The organism is Arthrobacter sp. P1_B9 (genome assembly GCF_056406495.1).
In genome coordinates this window covers 126,812-148,743 of the sequence record NZ_JBFUAA010000015.1, presented here as the reverse complement: position 1 = coordinate 148,743, position 21,932 = coordinate 126,812, and the positions used below count along the sequence as shown (strand labels likewise).

Here is a 21,932-nt window from a genome sequence, read left to right as displayed (position 1 = left end):
TGGAGGTTGTGTGTTGCATGGCCGCATCCCCGGCACCCGCCTAGCCCGCGGTGCCGACGTCCTTGGCGTCCATGATCCGGTAGGCGTACCCCTGCTCGGCGAGGAACCGCTGCCGCTTCGCGGCGAAATCCTGGTCCAGGGTGTCCCTGGCCACGAGCGAGTAGAACCGGGCGGAGCGGCCGTCCTTCTTCGGGCGCAGCAGCCGGCCCAGGCGCTGGGCCTCCTCCTGGCGGGACCCGAATGAACCGGAGACCTGGATCGCGACCGACGCCTCGGGCAGGTCAATGGAGAAATTGGCGACTTTGGACACCACCAGGGTCTGCACCTCGCCGGCGCGGAACGCGTCGAACAGCCGCTGGCGCTCCTTCACCGACGTGTTGCCCTTGATCACCGGCGCGCCCAGGCGCTCGCCGATCTCGTCGAGCTGGTCGATGTACTGCCCGATCACCAGGAGCTGTTCCCCGGCGTGTTCGGCGACGAGTTCTTCGACCACCCGGGTCTTCGTCTCGGAGGTGGCACACAGCCGGTATTTGTCGGCGTCCTCGGCCATGGCATAGGCCACCCGTTCGTCGCGGGGCAGGTCCACCCGGACTTCCACGCAATCGGCCGGGGCGATGTAGCCCTGGGCCTCGATGTCCTTCCACGGCGCGTCGTAGCGTTTCGGCCCGATCAGGCTGAAGACCTCGCCCTCCCGGCCGTCCTCCCGCACCAACGTGGCGGTCAGCCCGAGCCGCCGGCGGGCCTGCAGGTCCGCCGTCATCCGGAAGATCGGCGCGGGCAGCAGGTGGACCTCGTCGTAGATGATCAGGCCCCAGTCGTTGCCGTCCACGAGCTCCAGGTGCGGGTACAGCCCGCCGCGCTTCGTGGTCAGGACCTGATAGGTGGCGATCGTGACCGGCCGGACCTCCTTAACGGAGCCGGAGTACTCGCCGATCTCCTCCTCAGTCAGCGACGTGCGTTTGAGGAGCTCGTCCTTCCACTGCCGCGCGGCGACGGTGTTGGTCACCAGGATCAGTGTGGTGGTGGAGCTGGTGGCCATGGCGGCCGCGCCGACCAGCGTCTTGCCGGCGCCGCAGGGAAGGACGACGACGCCGCTGCCGCCGGCCCAGAAGTTCTCCGCGGCCAGTTGCTGGTAGGGCCGCAGCTTCCAGCCCGATTCGTTGAGCATGATGGGGTGCGGGGTGCCGTCCACGTAGCCGGCCAGGTCCTCGGCCGGCCAGCCAAGCTTGAGCAGCAGCTGCTTGAGCTGGCCGCGCTGGGAGGAATGCACCACCACCGTCTCGCCGTCGATCCGTGGCCCGAGCAGCGGGGCGATCTTCTTTGCGCGGCTGATTTCCTCGAGCACCGGGTAGTCGGAGGTGCGCATAACCAGGCCGTGCTGCGGGTCCTTCTCCAGCCGGAGCCGGCCGTACCGGGACATGGTCTCTTCGACGTCGATCAGCAGGGAATGGGGCACGGGGAAACGGGAGTACGTGAGCAGGGTGTCCAGCACTTTTTCGGCGTCCAGCCCGGCCGCCCGGGCGTTCCAGAGCCCCAGCGGCGTCAGCCGGTAGCTGTGCACATGCTCCGGGGCTCGTTCCAGCTCGGCGAACGCCGCGATGGCGTGCCGGGCCTCCGTTGCGAGTTCGTGGTCGACCTCCAGCAGGATGGTCTTGTCACTCTGGACGATCAGGGGCCCGTCATTCACTGGAACAATTCCTCTGTAGCTTCTACGTCGATAATGCGGTGGATGGACAGGACCCGCTCGATTTCCTTGACCGGATCGAACACCCGCACCCGCCCGCCATTCACAGCTACCGGAACAACCGTCTCGCGGGTGGCATTCCCCATGCTGTCCACGACGTTCATGATGACCCGCTGCCTGAGGCGGATCGCCTTCAGCAGGGTCTCGAGGCCCAACTGGGTCGCTTCCTCGCTGCCCGGGGCCGCCGGCGGGTGGGCGCCGGAGCCCGGCGCCCGGGACCCGTTGGCGCGCAGCACGGCCAGCTGGGCCTCGATGTCGGCCTCCGGCGGAGCGGTCCGCGGGGCGGTGTACACCGGCCGGCCGCTGCCGGGCGCAGGGGTGCTGCGGCGCAGCCGGACGATGGCGGAGGCAGCTTCCTCCAGGACCGGGGCGAGCCCCAAACCCCGGAGGGCCTGGGCGGTTTCCCGGGGCGCGGCGTGGGAGACGACCACGGTGGGCGCGATGCGCACCAGCCCGAGGCCAGCCACGGCCGGGGCGTTGAGCAGTTCCAGCAGGGCAGCCTCGTCCTCGCTTTGGATAAAACTGGCCGCGGCCCCCACCCGGAGCCGGGAATGGCGCGCGGCGGTGTCTTCGATGAGGTACTGGAGGGGCTGCGGGATGGCGGTGGCCGAATGCTGGCGCAGGAAGTCCAGCATCGCCGCGGCGTCCTGGCCGGTGTCGAGGGCCCGGCGCACGGAGGAGACGGAGAACCGGTAAATGGTGGCCGGTCCCTGCCCTTCGGCCGTGGCCATGGTCAGGAGCCGTTCGCTCAGTTCGGGGTCGAGGTAGCCCGGCGCCACCGCCGTCAGGTCCGCCTGCAGCAACACGTGCTGCAGGGCCGCCGGCAGGTGTTCGCCCAGGATCCCCAGGGCGTCGTCCGGCTGCTCGGCGGCGATCGCGGCGCCCAGCTGGCTCAGCGCCCCGGAGCCGATCAGGCCAAGCATCTCGGCCTCCGCGAGGATGCCGCGGATCAGCGAGCTGAAGCGCCTGGCCATCCGGGGCTGCGTCCACTCGGCACGCTCCAGCACGGCGGCGGCATCGAGGACGGGGGCCTGCCCGTTGGGCGCCACGGCCTCAAGGGTGAGTTCGTGCAGGATTTCCAGGACCCTTTTCCGGACCACCGGGGCGTCCGGCCGCTGCGCCTCGGCGGAGAGCGCATTGATGGTGGTCCCGGCCGGGCCCCGGTGCCCGGCCGGGCCCGGGGCGGCAGCATTCACCGGCTGGCCCACGAGGGACGGTGCGCGCTCGCTGGCCAGCCAGGCGTTGACCAGCCACAGCCACTGCTCCTGCCGCGGCAGCGACAGCCACTCCAGCTGCGGCGGCTGCACCCACGCAGAACTGTCGACGTCCAGCCGCAGCAGACCGGCCATTCCGCAGAGCTCCGCGAGGACGCCGGCCTCGTGCACGTCCATCCGCAGGGAATCCGCCAGCCGCTTCATCTCCCGGACCCCGACGCCCCCGCTTCGCAGCGTCGCCAGCGGCTGTTCGCGCACGGTGTAGAGCACTTCGCCGACGAGCCGCAGCGTCTCGGCGATGGCGCCCAACGCGGCGTTTCGGCGCAGCCCCGCGCTCGTGTTGCCCAGCCGGGGGACAGGCGGCGTGAGCGAAAAGTTCTCGATGACAAACCCGCCGCGCAGCGACACTCCGACGCTGTGCGGCAGTTCGACGTGCGCGGCGTCCAGCGGTACCAGCAGCCCGCGCGCCAGCAGCCAGTCCACGGGGCCGACGTCGGCGCCTTCGTGGAGCACGGACGCCCGGCGCTGCGCCTGCGGGACGGCGCCCATGGCCCAGTTCCCGAACCGGGCCAGAAGGGCGGCGGTCCGGTCCGGTGCGGTGGCCAGGATTTGCTGGAGCGATTCCGGTGTTGCCGTCCAGTGCTGCAGGGACAGGGCGGCTTCCATCGGCGTCGTGGCGGGAGAGATGGACGCCCCGGCGCGGTGAAGTTCCCCCACCAGCTGCACCACGCGCTGCGCGAAAGCAGGCTGGAGCCGCACTAGTTCGGTGTAGCTGCGCCCCAGCCCCGCAGGGTAGATGCCAATCACGTCCTTGAGGCTGCCGACCGGAAGGTAGTGGCGCTGCTTGGCGGCGGCGGGGGTCGCGCCGTGCGGCGGATCTGCGCGGTGGACGAGGGCCAGTTCCTGCAGGGAATGGAGGAGCCGGTCGACGGCGGCAACCGAGGAGCCGTTGATCAGTTTCTTCAGCATCGCCGCCGACGCGCTGTGCCCGGTATCGGCGTTGGTGCACAGGTGCAGGGTTTCCAGGACCTGCATCTGCGGGCGGTTGAGCCGTTCGAGTGCCCGCTGGACGCTGACGCGTCCGCTGGCGCGGGCGGCGAGGGCGGCGAAGTCCGGGACGCCGGGAGAAATCAGGTCCGGCCGCGCGGAGAACAAGGCCCGCAACGATTCGTCGCTTCGTGCCTGAAGTTCCTTGCTGAGCGCGCGGATGAGGGACATCGCTCCAACGTTACCTTTCGCCGGGCCCGCGCGGGCGGCGCCGGGCTGCCACCGCGTCTACAACGAGGGCCAGCATGAGCAGGAATGCCACCGGGAGGCCGTAGAGGGCCGTCGAGGTAATCCAGGCGGGCGCCACGGCATTGTTGAAGGCCATCGCCATGACAGCGCCGACGGCAACGAGGGACAGCACAGCAAGGGTGGCCGCTACGATCATCAAAGGCCGCCGGTAACGCGTCAGTGTCATGGGGGCAACGCTAACAGTCCGGCATCGCCCGCGCCTCAAGCCGTTAAAGTGAACCAGGCAGGATAACCTTGGAGATACAGACCAACACGGTCCGGGCAGTCATACCCTGAACCCGCGTATCCATGCGGATGCGGTGACCGCCGGCCGTGTCCCCGCAGAACGAAGAAGGTTGATTACGTGCCTACCGGCAAGGTCAAGTGGTATGACAAGGAAAAAGGCTTCGGATTCCTCGCGGGCGAGGACGGCCAGGAAGTCTTCCTGCCCAAGTCCGCGCTGCCCGAAGGCATCACGGAGCTCAAGGCCGGCACGCGTGTTGAATTTGGTGTAGCCGACGGACGCAAGGGTGCCCAGGCCCTGGGCCTGCGCGTGCTGGACAAGACGCCGTCCATCGCCAAGGCAAAGCGGCCCAGCGCCAAGGACCTTGCCCCGCTGGTCCAGGACCTCGTCAGCGTGCTGGATAACCTGTCCGGGACCCTGTCCGCGGGCAAGTACCCGGAAGGCAACAAGGGCAAGGCGATCGCAGCGGCCCTCCGTAAGGTTGCCGACGAGCTGGACGTATAAGGCTTTTGATGACTCAGGAACCTGATCAGTTGCCGGCGCCGGATGCCGGAACCGCAGCGCCCGCCGGGGCCAAAGCAACCGGCTCCAAGCAGGGAATCCGCCCGCGCGCCGGCGTGCCCGTCTGGCGCACCGGCAAGCCTGACGCCTTCCTGGCCGCCGCCGTCGACGTCGCCCGCACCGCGGTGGAGGGCATTGCCCCCGCCGAGCAGATCGGCGAGCACATCGGTGCCCGGAGCGAGGGCGACCGCCTGGTGACCCACCTGTTCGAATCCAGGCTCCCCGGATACCTGGGCTGGCAGTGGTACGCCGTGCTGACACGCAACTCGCGCTCCAAGGTGGTCACGGTGGACGAACTTGGGCTCCTGCCCTCCGAGGACTCCATCCTGGCACCGGCCTGGGTTCCGTGGGCCGAACGGGTCCGCCCGGAAGACGCGCAGGCTGACGAGGCTGCCGAGGCGCCGTCCGGTTCCGAAGCGCCGTCACAGGCGTCCGACGCCGACCAGCAGGATGACGCCGACGCCGACGCCGACGCCGACGCCGCTGACGCCGACACTGACGCCGACGACGCCACTGACACCGACGACGACGAGCGGGAACGCTCCACGGGCGAGGCCGACTAGCGGTTGGAAGCGTCCGGGAGCGTGTCTGGGGAGGGCTGGGGCTGATGTCCACGTTCAAATCCCTGCACATCCTGAACTACCGGGTCTGGTTCGTCGGCGCCCTCATTTCCAACGTTGGCACCTGGATGCAGCGCACCGCCCAGGACTGGCTGGTGTTCGCCCACCTGACGGCGCACGATGCCGGGGCGGTGGGAATCACAATGGCCCTGCAGCTGGGCCCGCAACTCTTCCTGGCACCCGTGGCCGGACTGGTCGCCGACCGGTTCAACCGCAAGCGGCTCCTGGTGCTGACGCAGTCCGCCATGGCGCTGCTGAGCGCGGGGCTGGGCATCCTGGTGGTCACGGGCGCGGCGCAGCTCTGGCACGTCTACGCCTTCGCCCTGATGCTCGGGGTGGTCTCCGCCCTGGACGCCCCCGTCCGGCAGACCTTCGTCTCGGAACTGGTCCAGGACGACTACCTGCCCAACGCCGTGGCCCTTAACAGCGCGTCTTTCAATGTTGCCCGGATGATCGGTCCGGCCGTCGCCGGCGTGCTCACTGCCGTCGTCGGGCCCGGCTGGGTCTTCCTCATTAATACGCTCACCTTTGTGCCCCTGTTGCTGAGCCTGGCGAAAATCCCGTCGTCGTCGCTGCGCCGGCTGCCGCGGGCACCGGCGGGCAAGGGCAGGATCCGGGAGGGGCTGCGCTATGTGAGGTACCGTCCGGATTTGGTCGTGGTGCTGGTGGCGATCTTCATCGTGGGAACCCTGGGGCTGAATTTCGCCCTGTTCATCGCGGCCATGGTGGGGACCGAATTCGGCCTGGACGCGGGGGCCTTCGGCCTGATGAATTCGATCATGGCCATCGGATCCGTCGCCGGGGCCCTGCTGTCCGCCGGGCGCGGCAAGCCACGGCTGCGGGTCATCTTCGGGGCGGCCGCCGCCTTCGGCGTGACCTCGGGCATCGCAGCGATGGCCCCGAACTACTTCTGGTACGGCGTCGCACTTGTGCCCGTGGGGCTGTTCGCGATCACCATGATGACGAGCGCCAACGGGTACGTCCAGACCACGACAGAGCCCGTAATGCGGGGCCGGGTGATGGCCCTCTACATGGCGATCTTCATGGGCGGAACCCCCCTTGGTGCGCCGCTCGTCGGCTGGGTGGCAAACACCGCCGGCCCCCGCTGGTCCATGGCGGTCGCGGCGGGCGCCGGCCTGCTGGCGGCCCTGATCGGGCTGGTGTGGATCATCCGCGCGAAGCACCTGCGGCTCCACTTCAACCGCCGCGCCCACGGGCTGCGGTACTTCCGCGTCGAAAGCCGGACCGGGGCGGCCGGTGCCGGCAGGGACGCGCTGCCGGAGGCACAGCAGGGCGGACGGACCTGAAACGACGACGGCGCCGTCACGGCTTAGGTTCTCAGGGGCCGTGACGACGCCGGACGCGGGGCTACTTCTTCAGTTCCGCCACGACGAAATCGATGCACTCGAGCAGTGCCGAGACATCGTCGGGCTCGATCGCCACGAAGGTGGCGATGCGCAGCTGGTTGCGGCCCAGCTTGCGGTACGGCTCGGTGTCGACGACGCCGTTGGCGCGGAGCACCTTGGCGATGGCCGCGGCGTCGATCGAATCATCGAAGTCGATCGTGGCGATCACGTTCGAGCGGTCCTCGGCCTTGGCCACGAACGGCGTGGCGTATTCGGACGCTTCGGCCCAGCGGTAGATGCGGCCGGCAGAATCCGCGGTCCGGCCGGCGGCGAAGTCCAGGCCGCCGTTGGCGTTGAGCCACTGCACCTGGGCGTCCAGGGTCACCAGGGTGGCCAGTGCGGGGGTGTTGTAGGTCTGGTTCAGCCGGGAATTGTCGATCGCCGTCTGGAGGTCAAGGAAGTCGGGAATCCAGCGGTCGCCGGCCTTGATCCGTGCCGCCCGTTCCAGCGCGGCCGGGGAGAACAGGCCCAGCCACAGGCCGCCGTCGGACGCGAAGTTCTTCTGCGGCGCGAAGTAGTACACGTCCGACTCTGCCACGTCCACGTCCAGCCCGCCCGCGGCCGAGGTCGCGTCCACGAGCACCAGCGACCCCTCGTCGGCGCCGGCCACCCGCTGGACGGGGGCGGCTACGCCGGTTGAGGTCTCGTTCTGCGGCCACGCATAGACGTCGACGCCGGCCTCCGCCCGGGCGGTGGGGCGGGTGCCGGGTTCGGCCTTGATGATGGAGGACTCGGCAAGGAACGGCGCCTTGTTGGTGGCGGAGGCGAACTTCGAGCCGAACTCGCCGAAGGACAGGTGCTGCGCTTTGTTCTCCACGAGCCCGAAGCTGGCAATGTCCCAGAACGCGGTAGATCCGCCGACGCCCAGCACGACTTCATAGCCTTCCGGTGCCCGGAAGAATTCGCTGAGGCCGCTGCGCACCGAGCCGACCAGGTTCTTCACGGGTGCCTGGCGGTGCGAGGTCCCCAGCAGCTTCGACGATGCCGCGGCCAGGGCGTCCATCTGTTCCGGCCGGACTTTGGACGGGCCGGCGCCGAACCGTCCGTCCTTGGGCAGGAGGTTGGCGGGGATCGTGATGCTGGTGTCGCTCACAGTGGCTCCAATTTTCGGCTGGTTCGTAGCGTGGCTGGGAGGTGGCGGGCAGGGATGGCTACCACGGACCCCCCTTTTCATTCTGCCTGTTTCATTCTGCCTGTTTTATTTTGCCTGACAGCTCCCGGCGATACGGAAAAAGGCCTGTCATAGTCCGGTCATTGAGACGCCGGGGACGGCCGGCTGGGGCTGGGATAATAGCTCCAGGTCGATCGAAAGATTATCCGGAGTAATTCAAAATAGGCTAGGCTGGCATGCGAACGTACGGCGGTTCCCGCCTGGGCGCATCCTGCATGCAGCCCGCACGCGGTACGGTGGGAATGACGCTAGGACTGCGCTCGAGGAGCTGAGCTGAATGACGGATCTGATCGATACCACGGAGATGTATCTTCGGACCATTCTGGAACTTGAAGAAGAAAACATCGTTGCCCTCCGCGCCCGCATCGCCGAACGGCTCCGCCACTCCGGCCCCACTGTGTCCCAGACGATCGGCCGGATGGAGCGCGACGGGCTGGTGGTTGTTTCCGGCGACCGGCACCTTGAATTGACGGAAACCGGACGGAAACGTGCAATCGGTGTCATGCGCAAGCACCGTCTGGCCGAACGCCTCCTCGCGGACGTGATCGGGCTCGACTGGGCCTACGTCCACGAGGAAGCGTGCCGCTGGGAACATGTCATGAGCGAACGCGTCGAGCGAAGAATCTTCGAGATGCTCAACCACCCGACAGTCTCGCCCTACGGAAACCCTATTCCGGGGCTTGCGGATCTTGGCGGCGTTCCCAATGGCGCCCCCGTGGACAGGCCTGTGAACCTGCTGGAGGCCATGGCCGGCTACGGGGTAACTTCCCGGGTTACGGTCAACCGACTCGCGGAGCCGATCCAGGTGGAGCCGGAGCTTCTGGCCCAGCTCGACGAGGGCGGAATCAGGCCTGGCGCGCTTGTCTCGCTGGAGCGGGTGGGGGAGTACATCTCGGTCCGCGTCCCCGATATCGAAGGTGCCCTGGAACTGCCGCCCGAGGTTGCCGCGCACGTCTTTGTAACAGTCGCCTGACCAGCCACTACGCGCCGGTCATGGGACGACCCATGAGTTGTCCACAATTGCGGTTACGGATTTATTACCGGGCGGCTTAATCGCCTATAGTTAGTGCCCAGTACCGATACCAAAGCGTTACCTGATCCGAAGCCGAGCCCTGCCAGCGGATCAGTCGCAGAACTACCTCCTGGCAGGGGCGGGGGAACCACTTTCGGCTGCTACTTCGGCAGCCTTGGGGTGAAGTCCGTCAGCGGCAAGCAGCTTCCACCGAAGGATCCCCTGGGATGCATCTGTGCGTGGCTGCTTGCAACGGCGGACCGGGTCTTTGATCTCTCTGACCCGAATCCGACAGCTAACTTCGCAGGCCATCCAGAGAGGAACCGTTCTTGACCACCCAGACCTCCAGGGGCCGTCGCCGCGCGACCGGTCCCGCACCGGAGCCGCGTCCCGTCGTCGCACACACGGCCGAACGCCCGCGGGACGTGCACCGGGATGAACGCCGTCGCCGTCGCAGTCCGTTCCGCCAGGTCACGGACTTTGCCGCGGCCAGCGGGGTCGGGCAGAAGGCCGGGATCGCCCTGGCCGCAACTGGTCTGGTTCTGACCGTGACGGTCCCCGTCACGAGCCCGGTGATGGCTTCGAATCCGGGCGGGTCCGGCGCGCTCTCCGCTGCCGTGCAGCCGGATGTCACCGCTGCCGCCGCCGCCAAAGTCGACTTCAACCGCACGGCCGTCACCACGAAGGGCGATCCGGACGGGAAACTCAAGCAGCTGCTGAGCGCCCAGTCTGTGGGCACCATCACCCGCGCGGCATCGGCCGGCACCCTGGGTGCGCCGCTCGACCAGCTGGTCACGGCCTCGCCCTTCGGCTACCGTGTCAGCCCCATTACCGGGGGCGCGGGGGAGTTCCACCGCGGCCAGGATTTCGCCGCCCAGTGCGGCACGGCGGTCCACGCGGCCGCCAGCGGCACCGTGACCTTCAACGGCTGGCATCCCTTCGGCGGGGGGAACCGCGTGGTCATCGATCACGGCAACGGCCTGGAGACCACGTACAACCACCTGTCCTCGGCCTCGGTCAAGGTCGGCCAGAAGGTTTCCCGCGGTGACGTCGTCGCCATGAGCGGAACCACCGGCGCCTCCACGGGCTGCCACCTCCACTTTGAAGTGATGGTCAACGGCGATGTCGTTGACCCGCTCGGCTGGCTCTAAAAAGACGATGGGCTGCTCTCAACTTCCTGTGACACGCCGTGATCTGAATGTGACATTGGATCCGGACTGCTGTAGGGTTTGAAGCACGCCAACTTTTCCGAAGTTGGCGCTCTTGAGTGGATTGCCTAGCTCTGCCACCGCTCAAGGTCCGTTCGCATTACATCGTCTGGCAGGGGCGGGGGAACCAATTTTGGCCTTCGAAAGAAGGCCTTGGGGTTAAGTCGCAAAGCTTCCCAGGAAGCAGCGCGGCCGGGTGACTCCCATCCGAATCCGACAGCTCACCTCGTAGGCATTGGGAGAGGCTACTTTCGTGTCTTCACGCCACAATTCTGCGCGCATGCGCACCGGCGAGGCTCTGTCGAGCCCGCTGGAATCCACATCACGTGCCGCCCTTGCCGGCGCCCGGATTGGATCACGTTCCGCAGGCTCAATCTCTAGCGAGCCCGGACAGCATGCAGTTTCCGCTTTTGGCGCGTCTTCGCAGTACACCCTTCGCTAAGTAACCCATTTCGGGGCGATCCGGCGTACCCCCAAGATGCCGGAGCGTCCTCAGTCCGCGCCCGAAAGCGCGCGGTCCAAGGATCACGAAAGAGAGAACTTAATGACTACTCGTGCAAACGTTGCACGGCACCGCGCCGAGGTCACCAAGACCAACTCGCTGGCTGTTATTGCTAAGGCTGTCGGCGACAACGCCGGCGGCGTGGGCCGTCAGGCTGCGGTCATCGCCGCAGCTTCCGGTCTGGTCCTGACCAGCGGAATCGCAGCCAACGCTGCTGAAACCAATGTTCAGCGCGAATCCACCTCCGCTTCGGCCCTGGAAGTCCAGTCCGCAGCTCCGGCCACCATCTCGGCCGCTTCCACCATCGCGATCTCCTACGAGAAGCCCGCCGTGACCACCACGCCGGCTCCCGTTGTCGAGGCTCCCAAGCCCGTTGTCAAGGTCCAGGACGCCACGGCCACCCGCGCCGGCGGCACCGAGCTTGGCGTCAGCGGCGGCGTCGCTGCCCAGGCCCCCGCTGGCATCGGAAGCGGCGCAGGCGCGACCATCGCCGCCGCTGCCTACGCACAGATCGGCGTGGCGCAGGACTGCACCGCCCTCGCCACCAACGCCCTGGCCGCGGCAGGCATCCACTACCACGGCTGGCCGGCAGGTTACCTGTCCCTGGGCCGCACCGTGAGCGCCGCCGAGGCACGCCCGGGCGACCTCGCTTACTACCAGAACGGCGGCGTGGGCATGGCTCACATCGCGGTCTACGTCGGCAACGGCATGGCAGTGCACGGCGGCTGGAACGGCGGCACCACCGCGCTGTACAGCGTCAACGTCGGCTCCGGCCCGGTCTTCATCCGCGTCGGCGCCTAAGCACGAACCCCAGCATTCCGAAAGACCCCCGCCTGCAGGCGGGGGTCTTTTGCGTTGCCGTGCAGTGAACTTTCCGCGCCCGGGACCGCACCGGTGAAAAAATATTCGGTGATCCGGCACTTGAGTGTTTACTCTTGTGTTGTCGATCCATAGCCCGACCATGCAGAGGGCAGCCGGCCCTCGTGCCGCTGGCGGGTGCGGCCGTGAAGAGGTATGCGGATGCGCACTCTCGTTCTGAATGCTGGATATGAACCGCTGGCGGTCATCACCTTCCGCCGGGCGCTCGTCCTTGTCCTGACCGGAAAGGCCAGCGTGGTGGCCGAAGGGGACGACCCCGTGGTCGGCCCCCAGGACATTTTGGGCCGCCCGTCCGTGATCCTGCTGAACCGCTACATCCGGCCCAGGTACAACACGATGACTGCGGTGAGCCGCCGCGGCGTGCTGCGCCGGGATGCCCACCGCTGCGCGTACTGCGGCAAGGCTGCCCACACCATCGACCACATCCAGCCCAAATCGCGGGGCGGGGCCGACTCCTGGGAGAATCTGGTGGCGGCGTGCCTGCGGTGCAACAACGCCAAGAGCGACCATACGCCGGCGGAGATGGGCTGGAAGATCGGTTTTGTTCCGGGCCCGCCAAAGGGTGCCATCTGGCAGATCAAGGAACTCGAGAAGCCGACGCCGGCCTGGGATCCGTTCCTGCTGCCTGAATCGGCTGCCTGATCTGCCCCCTTGCTGATTGATCAGCCGGTGAAGACGCTGCCGGCGCACGTGACGGCTTGTTCGGTGGCCGCTGGCGCCGCGCTAGGCTGAAACGATGGAGTTCGATGCCATCATTCTCGCCGGGGGGCGGTCCTCACGCCTCGGCGGCGTGCCCAAATCCGGGCTGGTCTACGACGGCGCCACCCTCCTGGAGCGGTCACTGCGGGCCGCCGGCGCGGCGGGGCGCACCGTCGTCGTGGGCCCCGACCCCGGGGGCCTGCCCGGCGGCGTCCTGACCTGCCGGGAAGAGCCGCCCTTCGCGGGTCCGGCCGCAGCCATCGCGGCGGGGCTGGCCGCCCTGGCCGCCGATCACGCGAGCCGGCACGCAGTAGCCGCGCCCTATACCCTCGTCCTGGCGTGTGACATGCCCCGGTCGGAAGGCGCGGTCCATGCCCTGGCCGAGGCGCTGGCCGCGTCCGGTGCAGGCACGCCGGAAAGGGACGCGGCCGACGGCGTCATGGCCGTCTCGGCCGACGGCCGGAAACAGCCGCTCGCGGGCTTTTATGGCACGGCCGTGCTACATCGTTCTGTCGCGGACGCCGCGTCCCGGGACCGGTTGGAAAACGCGTCGGTGTTCGCCCTTCTTGCTAGGCTGGACGTGCGGGAAGTTCGCGTTCCCCCGGGTTCCACGGATGACGTCGACACCTGGGATGACGCGTCCGCACTGGGGGTATCCGGCAGGATTCCCGACGGCGGTCCGGGCTCCGGCCCGGCTCTGCACAGCTGAACTCGACCATGGAGGCAAACGGTGAAAAGCCAGGACGAAACACTGGAAGACTGGTGCCGTGCCCTGCTCCAGGCCCTGGAGCTGGACGACGTTGAGATTGACGTGAATGAGGTCCTCGCCCTGGCCGGCGTGGCCGCCCATTCCGTGGTGCGCCCGGCGGCACCGCTGACCACATTCATTGCCGGCTTTGCGGCCGGCCTGGCCTCAGGCTCCGGGCAGGCCGCGGACTCCGTGTCCATGGAGTCCGCGATGGCCGTGGCCCGCCGGCTCGCCAAGGACTACGCAGCCGCCGAAACTTCCGGGGCATGACGGCTGCGGCCCCGGACGGCAACGGCCCCACCACCGCCGCAGGTGGAGATGGCGTCAGAGATGGCGGTGAAGATGGCGTCAACGATACCGGCGGAAATGGCGTCGGAACTGGCGGTGGAGAGGCTCCCGTAGACGGCTCTGGTGGCCCTCACATCGCGGCGCACCAGGATGCAGCGGGCGAAGACACTGCGGACCAGGATGCAGCGGACGAGGAGGCAGGGGACCAGGGCGCCGCGGACCAGGACGCCGCGGACGAGGACACTGCCGCGGAGCCGCACAGGCACCTGGCCCACACGTGGCAGGAGGCCCGGCAACTCGCGTTCGAGTGCGCCGTTCCCATCCCGGCCGCCCCTGTTCCGCTGCGGCAGGCGCTCGGCCGGACGCTCGCGGCGGACGTCGTTGCCCGGCAGGACATGCCCCATTACGCTTCCTCTGCCATGGACGGCTGGGCCGTCAACGGCAGCGGCCCCTGGATCCTGGCCGAACCCGGCCAGCGTCTGGCACCACATCAGGCCAGCCCGATTGCCACCGGCGGCCTCATCCCGCCCGGGGCCAAGGCCGTGTTGCGCAGCGAAAGCGGCATCATCGACGTCGACGAGGACGGCCTGCCCGTCCTGAAGCTGGGCGGCACCGCGAAGCCGGGAGACCCGCGCAACGGCGACCACATCAGGAAGGCCGGGGAGGAAGCCGCCGCCGGGGACGTACTGATCCAGCGCGGCACGGTCCTGAACCCGGCCCATCTGGCCCTCGCCGCGCTGGCCGGAAGTGACACCCTTCCCGTGCTCGGCAAGGCCGTGGTCCGCCTCGTTTTTACTGGCTCCGAGGTCGTGACGAGCGGGATACCGGCACCCGGGCAGGTCCGCGACACCTTCGGACCCCAACTGGCCGCCGTGGTAGGAATGCTCGGCGGGATCTGTACCGAAGAAGTGAAAGTCGGCGACACCTACGCCGAGTGGCTCGCCGCCCTCGAGGACACCGATCCTGCCGGTGAAAACCTGCCTGCCGACGTCGTGGTCACCACCGGCGGCACGGGGCGCTCCGGGACAGACCACCTCAGGCGCTCGGTCGCCGAGCTCGGTGGCCGCCTGCTGATCGACGGAATCGCCATGCGCCCGGGCCACCCCGCCGTGCTGGCCGAGCTGCCGGACGGCCGCTACATCCTCGGCCTGCCAGGAAACCCGCTCGCGGCCATGATGGCGCTGTCCACGATCGGTGCCCCACTCCTGGCGGCACTCGGGCACGGCGCGATCCCCCCGCTCAGCGAGGTGCCCTGTGGCTCGACAATTGACGCCGACCCGGGCCGGACCCGGCTCATGCCCTTCCGGCTGCTCTATGGCATGGCATCGCCGGCGCAGCACACCGGCCCGGGAATGATGCGGGGGCTGGCCGCCGCCGACGGTGTGCTGGTGGTCCCGCCCCATGGCGTGCAGCTGGGGGAACTGGTCCCCGCCTTCGCCCTCCCGTGGGGTGCGCCGTTGCCTGACGCGTCGGCAGCGGCCGCCGAACAGAAGCCGGCGGCGAAGCGGACCGCCAGGAAAACCTCGGCCAGTGACGGGCCGGTGGACTGGAGTGCCCTTTTGGGCTGAGTCCTGGCCCGCTGCGCCGGCGCGGAGACAAGGCACGCCGCCAGGATCAGGCACTTACAATGATGGAACCAGCCAAAGATTCAAACAGCCGCTAGCTTCAAACAGCGGCACACTATGTTGCTTAGGAGCACCGGATGGGCCGTGTGACACAGCGCCGCAAGGTGCACAAGATCGTCCTGGACGGGTCCCCGCAGGCCCTCGAATTCCCGGTCCGGCACCGGGAGGACGTCCTTGCCGTCGAGGAACCGCTGGAAATCCGGCTCGGCAACATGTCATTCTCCGTCACCATGCGAACGCCGGGCAATGACTTCGACCTCGTCGCAGGCTTCCTCGTCTCGGAGGGGATCATCTGGGCTCCCGAACAGCTGGTCTCGCTCAGGTTCTGCGCCGGCGAAGACGCCGACGGCATGCAGACGTTCAACGTGGTGGAGGCGCAGCTCAGGCCCGACGTCGTACGACCCGATACCGGACGCAACGTCTTCACCTCCAGTTCCTGCGGCATCTGCGGCACTGACTCGATCGCTGCCGTACGGAAGTCCTCGCACTACAGCCCGGCACACGATCCGCTGACCGTCCCCGTCGAAACGCTCGCGGCCCTCCCGGACGCCCTCCGGTCCGCCCAGGAGGTCTTCGAAGTCACCGGCGGCGTGCACGCCGCCGGGCTCTTCAGGATCTCCGACGACGGCTCGGCCGAGTTGCTGTGCCTGCGCGAAGACGTGGGCCGGCACAACGCGGTGGACAAGGTGGTGGGCTGGGCGCTCCGCGAAGGCCTGCTCCCGCTCCGGGGCACCGTGTTGCAGGTGTCCGGCCGTGCATCGTTCGAGCTCGTCCAAAAGGCTGCCCTCGCCGGCATCCCGGTCCTCGCCGCTGTCAGTGCCCCCTCCAGCCTGGCCGTCGAGCTCGCCGAGGCCAGCGGGATGACACTGGCCGGGTTCAGCCGCGGGACCAGCCTGAACGTGTACGCGGGCCAGCAACGCGTAGCCGTTCCGGCGCCCGCGGCCGGCTAGGGGCAACAGTTGGCCAACGGGTTCTCCGCGGCGTAAGTTTTATCCATCGATTGGAGTCGATCGGACCCCCCAGCGCTGAAGAGGATCACATTGCACGACGACCGCCGTCTTACGGAAGTCCGGCTGGACCGCTTTCTGCGTGACCGGATCGGCCCGGCCGTCTACCCGCGCAGCGTGCCGCTGACGCTAAGCAACTGGGACGCGCCGGACGAACCCGTGCCGGTGCTCGAGGCCCTGCGGCAGGAGTTCACGCCCCAGGAACACGGCGCGGCCTGGGGCCGGCCCTGGAGCACCAAGTGGCTCCGGCTCCGGGGTGAGGTGCCGGACGCCTGGGGAACCGCGGCCGGAACCTCCGTGGAAGTCCTCGTGGACCTCGGCTTCAGCGGCGACCTCCCGGGATTCCAGTGCGAAGGCATTGCCTGGCGGTCCGACGGGACCATCATCAAGGCGATCTCGCCGCGGAACCAGTACATCCCGCTCAAGCTCCTGGGCAGTGGCATGGCCGTTGACTTCTACGTCGAAGCCGCGGCCAACCCCGACTTGTCCCAGAACTGGACTTTCGCCGCCACCCCCTACGGCGACAAGGCGACGTCGGGCAGCGAGCCGAAGTACCGCCTCGGCAGGATCGCCATCGCCGAACGCAACCAGACCGTCTGGGAACTGCAGCAGGACATCCTCACGCTCAGCGGGCTGATGCACGAACTGCCCATGGACCTGCCCCGCCGCCACGACATCCTGCGGTCGCTCGAGCGCATGCTGGACATCATGGACCCCGACGACGTTGCCGGGACCGCGGAGGCCGGACGGGCCGCCTTGGCCGGAGCCCTGTCCCGGCCGGCCTATGCCTCGGCGCACCAGCTCGTGGCCACGGGCCACGCCCACATCGATTCGGCCTGGTTGTGGCCGGTCCGGGAGACCATCCGCAAGTGCGCCCGGACGTTCTCCAACGTCGTGGCCCTGATGGACGACAATCCCGATTTCATCTTTTCGTGCTCCTCCGCCCAGCAGCTCGCGTGGATGAAGGAGTACTATCCGGAGCTCTTCGGGCGCATCCGGGACAAGGTCCGCGCCGGCCAGTTCGTTCCCGTCGGCGGGATGTGGGTCGAATCCGACTCCAACATGCCCGGCGGCGAGGCCATGGCACGGCAGTTCCTCGAGGGTAAAAGCTTCTTCCTCGCCGAATTCGGGGTTGATTGCCAGGAGGCGTGGCTGCCGGACACCTTCGGGTATTCCGCCGCCCTGCCGCAGATCATCAAGGCCGCAGGCAGCCGCTGGTTCCTGACCCAGAAGATCTCCTGGAACCAGGTCAACAGGATGCCTCACCACACCTTCAACTGGGAGGGAATCGACGGCACCCGGGTGTTCACCCATTTCCCACCTGTGGACAGCTACAACTCCGACCTCAGTGCCCGGGACCTGGCGCACGCAGAACGGAACTACCGGGACCACGGACGCGGAGGTACGTCGCTGGTTCCGTTCGGGTACGGCGACGGCGGCGGGGGCCCAACACGCGAGATGCTGGCCGCAGCGCAGCGCACGGCGGATCTGGAAGGATCCCCGAAGGTGCGGGTCGGCTCGGCGGCCAGCTTCTTCAGCCAGGCCCAGGCCGAGTATGAGCCCCTTCCGGTCTGGGTGGGGGAGATGTACCTGGAACTGCACCGCGGCACCTACACCAGCCAGGCCAGGACCAAGCTGGGGAACAGGCGCAGCGAGCACCTCCTCCGGGAAGCCGAGCTCTGGAGTGCCACCGCGGCTGTGCGGACCGGGCACCGCTACCCGGCTGCGGAGCTCAAGCGCCTCTGGCGGCTGGTCCTGCTGCAGCAGTTTCACGACATCCTGCCGGGAAGTTCCATCGCATGGGTCCACCAGGACGCCGAACGGAACTACGCCGCCGTCGAACGGGGACTGGAAGCGATTATCACGAACGCCGCGGCGGCGGCCCTCGGCACCGGCAGCCGGGAATTCCTGCTCAACGCCGCCCCGCACGAGCGCCTGGGCGTGCCTGCCCTGGCGGCTGCTGAACCGGTCCGGCCCGGGCAGCCGGTAGAGGTCACTGAGGACGGCGGCGGCTACATCCTGGACAATGGCATCATCCGTGCCGTGGTGGATGCCCGCGGACTGCTGGTATCCCTCACGGACCGGGCCACCGGACGCGAGGCGATTGCTCCCGGCGAGGTGGGAAACCTCCTGGAGCTGCACCGGGACACGCCCAATGAATGGGACGCGTGGGACATCGACGCCTTCTACCGCAGGAACGTCGTCCGTCTGGAACAGGCGCTTTCGGTGGCACTGGAGCGCGACCCCCGGGGCGAAAACCCGGACGCCGTCGTGGTGGTGGAGCGGATGGCCGGGTCCTCCGCGGTGACCCAACGGATTACACTAGCGCCGGGTGCAGACTCGCTCGCGATCACTACGGCCGTGGACTGGCAGGAGAGCGAAAAGCTGCTCAAGCTGGGCTTTGCATTGGATGTCAGGGCCGACCGGTCGGCGGCGGAGACGCAGTTCGGGCACGTGTTCCGCCCGACCCATGTCAACACGTCCTGGGAGGCCGCGAAATTCGAAATCTGCGCCCACCGCTGGATCCACGTCGCCGAGCCGGGCTATGGGGTGGCGATCTCCAACGCTTCCAGCTACGGCCACGACGTCACCCGCAATGTCCGGGAGGACGACGGCGGCACCACCACCACAGTGCGGCTCTCGCTCCTGCGGGCACCGAAGTTTCCGGATCCCGGCGCGGACCAGGGCAGGCACGAGCTGCACGTCACGGTCCGCCCGGGCGCCACGATCGCCGACGCCGTCGAAGAGGGCTACCGCACCAACCTGGCGCCGCGGATGGTGCGCGGGGCGCACGGCGTGGAACCGGTGGTTACGGTGTTCAACCGGGCCCTTGTCATTGAAGCGGTCAAACTCGCTGAAGACGGTTCCGGGGATGTGATTGTCCGGCTCTACGAAGCACTGGGGGAGCGGTCCGCCGGCGCGGTGAAGGCCAATTTCCCGGTCCGCGGGCTGCACGCCGTGGATCTGTTGGAACGGCCCGTCGATGTCCCGGGAGTGACGGCGGGCCGCGATTCCGCTGAGCTTACTTTGCGGCCGTTCCAGCTGGTCACGCTGAGGTTTGTGCGCTGACAGGCAGGGCCGCCTGACGCCGCCTTTCCCGCAGGGGAATCCGGCCGGCAGTGTCGGGGAATCCGAATACTGTCGGGAACAACCGGAAAACCCCTTAAACAGGCTGAGTGGGAGCGGTCCTACCGGACCGCTACCACTCATCCCCCCAATGGCGCTTGGACGGCTGCCTCTGCTTCGCACGGCTGACTTCCGTACACGAAGCGATTGCCGCATTCACACATTCATGATTCTCTCACGGTCTAATGATTTTGTGAATGCCTACTTTTGGTTCTTGCGAAATGTTGCGCGAGCGTTATGAGATTCTTTGGCGGCGAGCCCGGAAGCCCAGAACAGTCCCAGGCCCAGGACATAGCCCAGGACGGCCAAATAGTTGACCGTCTGCTGAGCGAGGGTCCACGCTTTCGGGGCGAAGGAGGCGGGTACGCTGCAGGCGGTGGCGAGGGCGCCGAGGCAGGTCAGGAGGGCCGCGGCACGCACCAGCCGCGGCAGCTGGCTCCTGGTGGTGGCCACCAATGCCGGCAGCAGGGCGAGGGAGACAAAAGCAGGATAGGTGCGGCCGGCCGCGAAGTAGAACGGCGCCAGGGCGGCATTGCGTCCCCCGTTGTCCGCGATGTCCAGCATGCCGGCCGAGGACCCGCGGGTGTCCATGAAGAAGAAGGTCACCGCCACGACGACGGCGCTGAGGGCCAGGGCCCAGCGCCCTGCCGGCCCAGCGATGAGGCGGTAGCCGGGCTCGTCTGCCAGGCCCCGCGCCACGCGCAGACCGACCAGCAGGACCGCGGCGAATACGAGGAAGCGCAAGATCAGGTGGGCGAGGTTCCATCCCCCCAGCGCCCCATCGATCGCCTCATAGGGGCCGGGCACCGAGAGCAGGCTGCACAGGGTCGCGAGCACCAGGATCCAGAAGACGGTCCTGTTCCGCCCCTGGATCGCATCCGGAACGCGGAGGAGGAGCACCACGGTGCAGATGATCAGCGTGCCCCACTGGAGGGTTGCAATCATTCCCGGTTCTCCCACGTCGCTTGCCTGCTCAGCCCCAAAGTGGTCAGATCATGCCAGCATGCTTCTTCGGCGCACGCTTCGCAAGCGTCTTAGCCAGCCAGATCATGCACAGTCCCAGGACCAGGCACAGGACCGCCGAGTAGTTGATGACGAACCGCATGAACCCGAGGGGCGGAGGGATGACCGGGGAGAGCAGGCTGAGGCAGATGGCCACGGTGCCTACGGCCAGCAACCCGGCGCTGGACCGGACAAGGGCCGGAAGTCCGCTGCGCAGGGTCCGCAGCATCGCCGGAAACAGGGCCGCGGTGATGAACGCGGGGTACAGGCGCCCGGCGGCCCCGTAATACTCCACCAGGGCGGCATTGCGGCCGTCCTTGGCGAACACGGCGACCAAACCCGCCGAGGAGCCGGCGGTATCCATCATGAGGAAGACCACCACCACCACAGCCGAGGCGGCAGCGGCTACTGCGATGCCGATGGGGCCGGTGATGAGCCGCAGGGCGTCGCACGCGCTGAAGCCCCGGGCCATCCGGAGACCAAGGAAGAAGATGACGGCGAAAATGACGAAGCGCAGCAGCAGGTTGGCGACGTTCATGCCTCCCAGGGCTTGGTCCACGGCCAGATACGGGGCATCGATGCTGAGCAGGATCGCCAGGGTCATCAGCGCAAGGATCCAGAACAGGGACCGGTTCTCACCCCGCAGGACGCTGGGCACGCGGACGAGCGTGGCGACGCAGCACATCGCCAGTGTGGTCCACTGCAGGATCGCGATCATCCGAGGTTCTCCCAAATCTTTTGTGTTTGTGCCTGCTCCTGCTCATGGCGCCGCAGCGATTTTCCGAGCGCCTGAAGACGTTCCCCGGCCAGGGCACTAAGGTCGCCGTCGGAAAGAGCGTCCAACGCGGCTTGCTTCGCCCCGGCCGTCCAGCCGGCCTCAGCCTCGGTTATCAGGCCCGTGGCGACGAGCCCGCCCGTGAAGCCTACGCCCGCCGCGCGGGCCGTCGCGACCGCAAGCTCGGGGGACAGCCGGTTTGCCGTGAGCTGCGCGGAGTAATTTTGCGGTGCCACCCCGGTGGCGGCCGAAACCCGGTGGCGCAATTCACCATCGTCAATCGCATCCACCCAGTTCCGGACCGACGTGGCGTGCGGTGCGGGGCTCAGAGCCGGGGTCATTGAGCTGCCCTGGTCACCGTAGCCGCCGTAGGCCGGGGAAGAACGCGAAATGACGGCGCGCAACAGGTCCATAGTGGCGACCTGGCTGACGAGTTCGGCCGGGGTCGGCGGCTGCGGCGGGGCGGCCAGCTCCGCATAGTGCTCGAAGGAAGCGAGTTCCGCCAGCGGACTCAAATCCAGGGCCCGGCTGATGCTGACCAGGGTGGTTTCGGCCACCTTCCCGCGGACCAACTGCTGGGCGAAGGTGGTGCGCTTGATCCCGGAGATCCGGCAGAGATCGGCTGTGCTCGCGGACGGGGCAACCCGATGAAGCCAGAGTTGGAACGCCTTTGCGGGTAGTGGCATCTAGGGCTTCCTGCGGAGTCGACGGGCAGTATGGCTACTGGCATGCGGTGGGGCAGCGGCGATTGAGGCGGGGGGTGGCGGCGGTGTGGCGGTGCGGGCTGGGATTTTGCGTGAGGTCCTAATTCAACTATGCTAAATGG

The 21,932-nt window shown here is 68.0% G+C and carries 19 protein-coding genes and 2 riboswitches; of the genes, 12 read left to right on the top strand and 7 right to left on the bottom strand.

Annotation, left to right across the window (positions count from 1 at the left end):
- Positions 1-40: 40 nt before the first annotated feature.
- From AC1D1A_RS18080 to AC1D1A_RS18070, 3 genes are read right to left on the bottom strand one after another with little or no spacing between them, the layout of a single operon-like run.
- Entirely contained in the window at positions 41-1,687 is a 1,647-nt protein-coding gene (locus tag AC1D1A_RS18080) for a DNA repair helicase XPB (protein WP_476948361.1), read from the bottom strand.
- The gene (locus AC1D1A_RS18075; RefSeq protein WP_476948360.1) at positions 1,684-4,176 is read right to left on the bottom strand and encodes a helicase-associated domain-containing protein; all 2,493 of its coding nucleotides are present in this window, start codon (positions 4,174-4,176) and stop codon (positions 1,684-1,686) included. The genes AC1D1A_RS18080 and AC1D1A_RS18075 overlap by 4 nt, the downstream gene beginning before the upstream one ends.
- A 10-nt stretch (positions 4,177-4,186) precedes the next feature.
- Positions 4,187-4,420 carry a hypothetical protein gene (locus AC1D1A_RS18070; RefSeq protein ID WP_079555362.1) on the bottom strand — a complete coding sequence of 78 codons (234 nt, stop codon included), beginning with the start codon at positions 4,418-4,420 and terminating at the stop codon, positions 4,187-4,189.
- Between the two features lie 177 nt (positions 4,421-4,597).
- Here AC1D1A_RS18070 and AC1D1A_RS18065 point away from each other — a divergent pair, with 177 nt between their 5' ends.
- From AC1D1A_RS18065 to AC1D1A_RS18055, 3 genes are read left to right on the top strand one after another with little or no spacing between them, the layout of a single operon-like run.
- Entirely contained in the window at positions 4,598-4,981 is a 384-nt protein-coding gene (locus AC1D1A_RS18065) for a cold-shock protein (protein ID WP_120955117.1), read from the top strand.
- A gap of 8 nt (positions 4,982-4,989) precedes the next feature.
- The gene (locus AC1D1A_RS18060) at positions 4,990-5,601 is read left to right on the top strand and encodes a DUF3027 domain-containing protein (RefSeq protein ID WP_476948359.1); all 612 of its coding nucleotides are present in this window, start codon (positions 4,990-4,992) and stop codon (positions 5,599-5,601) included.
- 44 nt (positions 5,602-5,645) lie between these two features.
- Positions 5,646-6,965: an MFS transporter gene (locus AC1D1A_RS18055; protein ID WP_476948358.1), complete on the top strand. Its 1,320-nt coding sequence runs from the start codon at positions 5,646-5,648 to the stop codon at positions 6,963-6,965.
- A 61-nt stretch (positions 6,966-7,026) separates the two neighbouring features.
- Here AC1D1A_RS18055 and serC read toward each other — a convergent pair whose 3' ends face one another.
- Complete coding sequence (gene serC, locus AC1D1A_RS18050) at positions 7,027-8,157, bottom strand: phosphoserine transaminase (RefSeq protein ID WP_476931845.1); 1,131 nt, start codon at positions 8,155-8,157, stop codon at positions 7,027-7,029.
- A 355-nt stretch (positions 8,158-8,512) separates the two neighbouring features.
- On the opposite strand from serC, the gene AC1D1A_RS18045 reads away from it, so the two are divergent.
- The 9 genes from AC1D1A_RS18045 (at position 8,513) to AC1D1A_RS18005 (ending at position 19,272) form a co-directional block, all read left to right on the top strand.
- Positions 8,513-9,208: an iron-dependent transcriptional repressor DtxR gene (locus tag AC1D1A_RS18045; RefSeq protein WP_079555358.1), complete on the top strand. Its 696-nt coding sequence runs from the start codon at positions 8,513-8,515 to the stop codon at positions 9,206-9,208.
- Between the two features lie 150 nt (positions 9,209-9,358).
- Positions 9,359-9,572: riboswitch (cyclic di-AMP (ydaO/yuaA leader) on the top strand.
- A gap of 4 nt (positions 9,573-9,576) precedes the next feature.
- On the top strand, positions 9,577-10,398 hold the full coding sequence (locus AC1D1A_RS18040) for a M23 family metallopeptidase (protein WP_476851273.1): 822 nt from the start codon (positions 9,577-9,579) through the stop codon (positions 10,396-10,398).
- Positions 10,399-10,534: 136 nt separating this feature from the next.
- A riboswitch (cyclic di-AMP (ydaO/yuaA leader) is annotated at positions 10,535-10,704 on the top strand.
- A 295-nt stretch (positions 10,705-10,999) separates the two neighbouring features.
- A complete protein-coding gene (locus AC1D1A_RS18035) occupies positions 11,000-11,758 on the top strand; it encodes an NlpC/P60 family protein (RefSeq protein WP_230009730.1) in 759 nt (252 codons plus the stop codon).
- Positions 11,759-11,977: 219 nt separating this feature from the next.
- Positions 11,978-12,478 carry an HNH endonuclease gene (locus tag AC1D1A_RS18030; protein ID WP_026266867.1) on the top strand — a complete coding sequence of 167 codons (501 nt, stop codon included), beginning with the start codon at positions 11,978-11,980 and terminating at the stop codon, positions 12,476-12,478.
- Between the two features lie 94 nt (positions 12,479-12,572).
- Positions 12,573-13,244, top strand: a complete 672-nt coding sequence (gene mobA / locus AC1D1A_RS18025) for a molybdenum cofactor guanylyltransferase (RefSeq protein ID WP_476851274.1) — start codon at positions 12,573-12,575, stop codon at positions 13,242-13,244.
- 21 nt (positions 13,245-13,265) lie between these two features.
- Positions 13,266-13,553, top strand: coding sequence for a DUF6457 domain-containing protein (locus tag AC1D1A_RS18020; RefSeq protein ID WP_476948357.1), 288 nt, complete (start codon positions 13,266-13,268; stop codon positions 13,551-13,553).
- Positions 13,550-15,139: a molybdopterin molybdotransferase MoeA gene (locus tag AC1D1A_RS18015; RefSeq protein ID WP_476948356.1), complete on the top strand. Its 1,590-nt coding sequence runs from the start codon at positions 13,550-13,552 to the stop codon at positions 15,137-15,139. Before AC1D1A_RS18020 ends, AC1D1A_RS18015 begins: the two co-directional genes overlap by 4 nt.
- Positions 15,140-15,273: 134 nt before the next feature.
- Complete coding sequence (fdhD, locus tag AC1D1A_RS18010) at positions 15,274-16,146, top strand: formate dehydrogenase accessory sulfurtransferase FdhD (RefSeq protein WP_476948355.1); 873 nt, start codon at positions 15,274-15,276, stop codon at positions 16,144-16,146.
- Between the two features lie 90 nt (positions 16,147-16,236).
- Positions 16,237-19,272 carry an alpha-mannosidase gene (locus AC1D1A_RS18005; RefSeq protein WP_476948354.1) on the top strand — a complete coding sequence of 1,012 codons (3,036 nt, stop codon included), beginning with the start codon at positions 16,237-16,239 and terminating at the stop codon, positions 19,270-19,272.
- Between the two features lie 258 nt (positions 19,273-19,530).
- On the opposite strand, the gene AC1D1A_RS18000 is transcribed toward AC1D1A_RS18005, so the two are convergent.
- From AC1D1A_RS18000 to AC1D1A_RS17990, 3 genes are read right to left on the bottom strand one after another with little or no spacing between them, the layout of a single operon-like run.
- Entirely contained in the window at positions 19,531-20,274 is a 744-nt protein-coding gene (locus AC1D1A_RS18000) for a hypothetical protein (protein WP_476948353.1), read from the bottom strand.
- A gap of 43 nt (positions 20,275-20,317) precedes the next feature.
- The gene (locus AC1D1A_RS17995; RefSeq protein WP_476858029.1) at positions 20,318-21,049 is read right to left on the bottom strand and encodes a hypothetical protein; all 732 of its coding nucleotides are present in this window, start codon (positions 21,047-21,049) and stop codon (positions 20,318-20,320) included.
- Positions 21,046-21,792, bottom strand: a complete 747-nt coding sequence (locus AC1D1A_RS17990; RefSeq protein WP_230012263.1) for a hypothetical protein — start codon at positions 21,790-21,792, stop codon at positions 21,046-21,048. The genes AC1D1A_RS17995 and AC1D1A_RS17990 overlap by 4 nt, the downstream gene beginning before the upstream one ends.
- Positions 21,793-21,932: the final 140 nt, after the last annotated feature.

Coding starts and splice junctions, on each gene's coding strand:
- AC1D1A_RS18070 (WP_079555362.1), bottom strand. CDS start 4,420: ATGACACTGACGCGTTACCGGCGGCCTTTGATGATCGTAGCGGCCACC.
- AC1D1A_RS17995 (WP_476858029.1), bottom strand. CDS start 21,049: ATGATCGCGATCCTGCAGTGGACCACACTGGCGATGTGCTGCGTCGCC.
- mobA (WP_476851274.1), top strand. CDS start 12,573: ATGGAGTTCGATGCCATCATTCTCGCCGGGGGGCGGTCCTCACGCCTC.
- AC1D1A_RS18075 (WP_476948360.1), bottom strand. CDS start 4,176: ATGTCCCTCATCCGCGCGCTCAGCAAGGAACTTCAGGCACGAAGCGAC.
- fdhD (WP_476948355.1), top strand. CDS start 15,274: ATGGGCCGTGTGACACAGCGCCGCAAGGTGCACAAGATCGTCCTGGAC.
- AC1D1A_RS17990 (WP_230012263.1), bottom strand. CDS start 21,792: ATGCCACTACCCGCAAAGGCGTTCCAACTCTGGCTTCATCGGGTTGCC.
- AC1D1A_RS18035 (WP_230009730.1), top strand. CDS start 11,000: ATGACTACTCGTGCAAACGTTGCACGGCACCGCGCCGAGGTCACCAAG.
- AC1D1A_RS18055 (WP_476948358.1), top strand. CDS start 5,646: ATGTCCACGTTCAAATCCCTGCACATCCTGAACTACCGGGTCTGGTTC.
- AC1D1A_RS18060 (WP_476948359.1), top strand. CDS start 4,990: ATGACTCAGGAACCTGATCAGTTGCCGGCGCCGGATGCCGGAACCGCA.
- AC1D1A_RS18015 (WP_476948356.1), top strand. CDS start 13,550: ATGACGGCTGCGGCCCCGGACGGCAACGGCCCCACCACCGCCGCAGGT.
- AC1D1A_RS18045 (WP_079555358.1), top strand. CDS start 8,513: ATGACGGATCTGATCGATACCACGGAGATGTATCTTCGGACCATTCTG.
- AC1D1A_RS18030 (WP_026266867.1), top strand. CDS start 11,978: ATGCGCACTCTCGTTCTGAATGCTGGATATGAACCGCTGGCGGTCATC.
- AC1D1A_RS18000 (WP_476948353.1), bottom strand. CDS start 20,274: ATGATTGCAACCCTCCAGTGGGGCACGCTGATCATCTGCACCGTGGTG.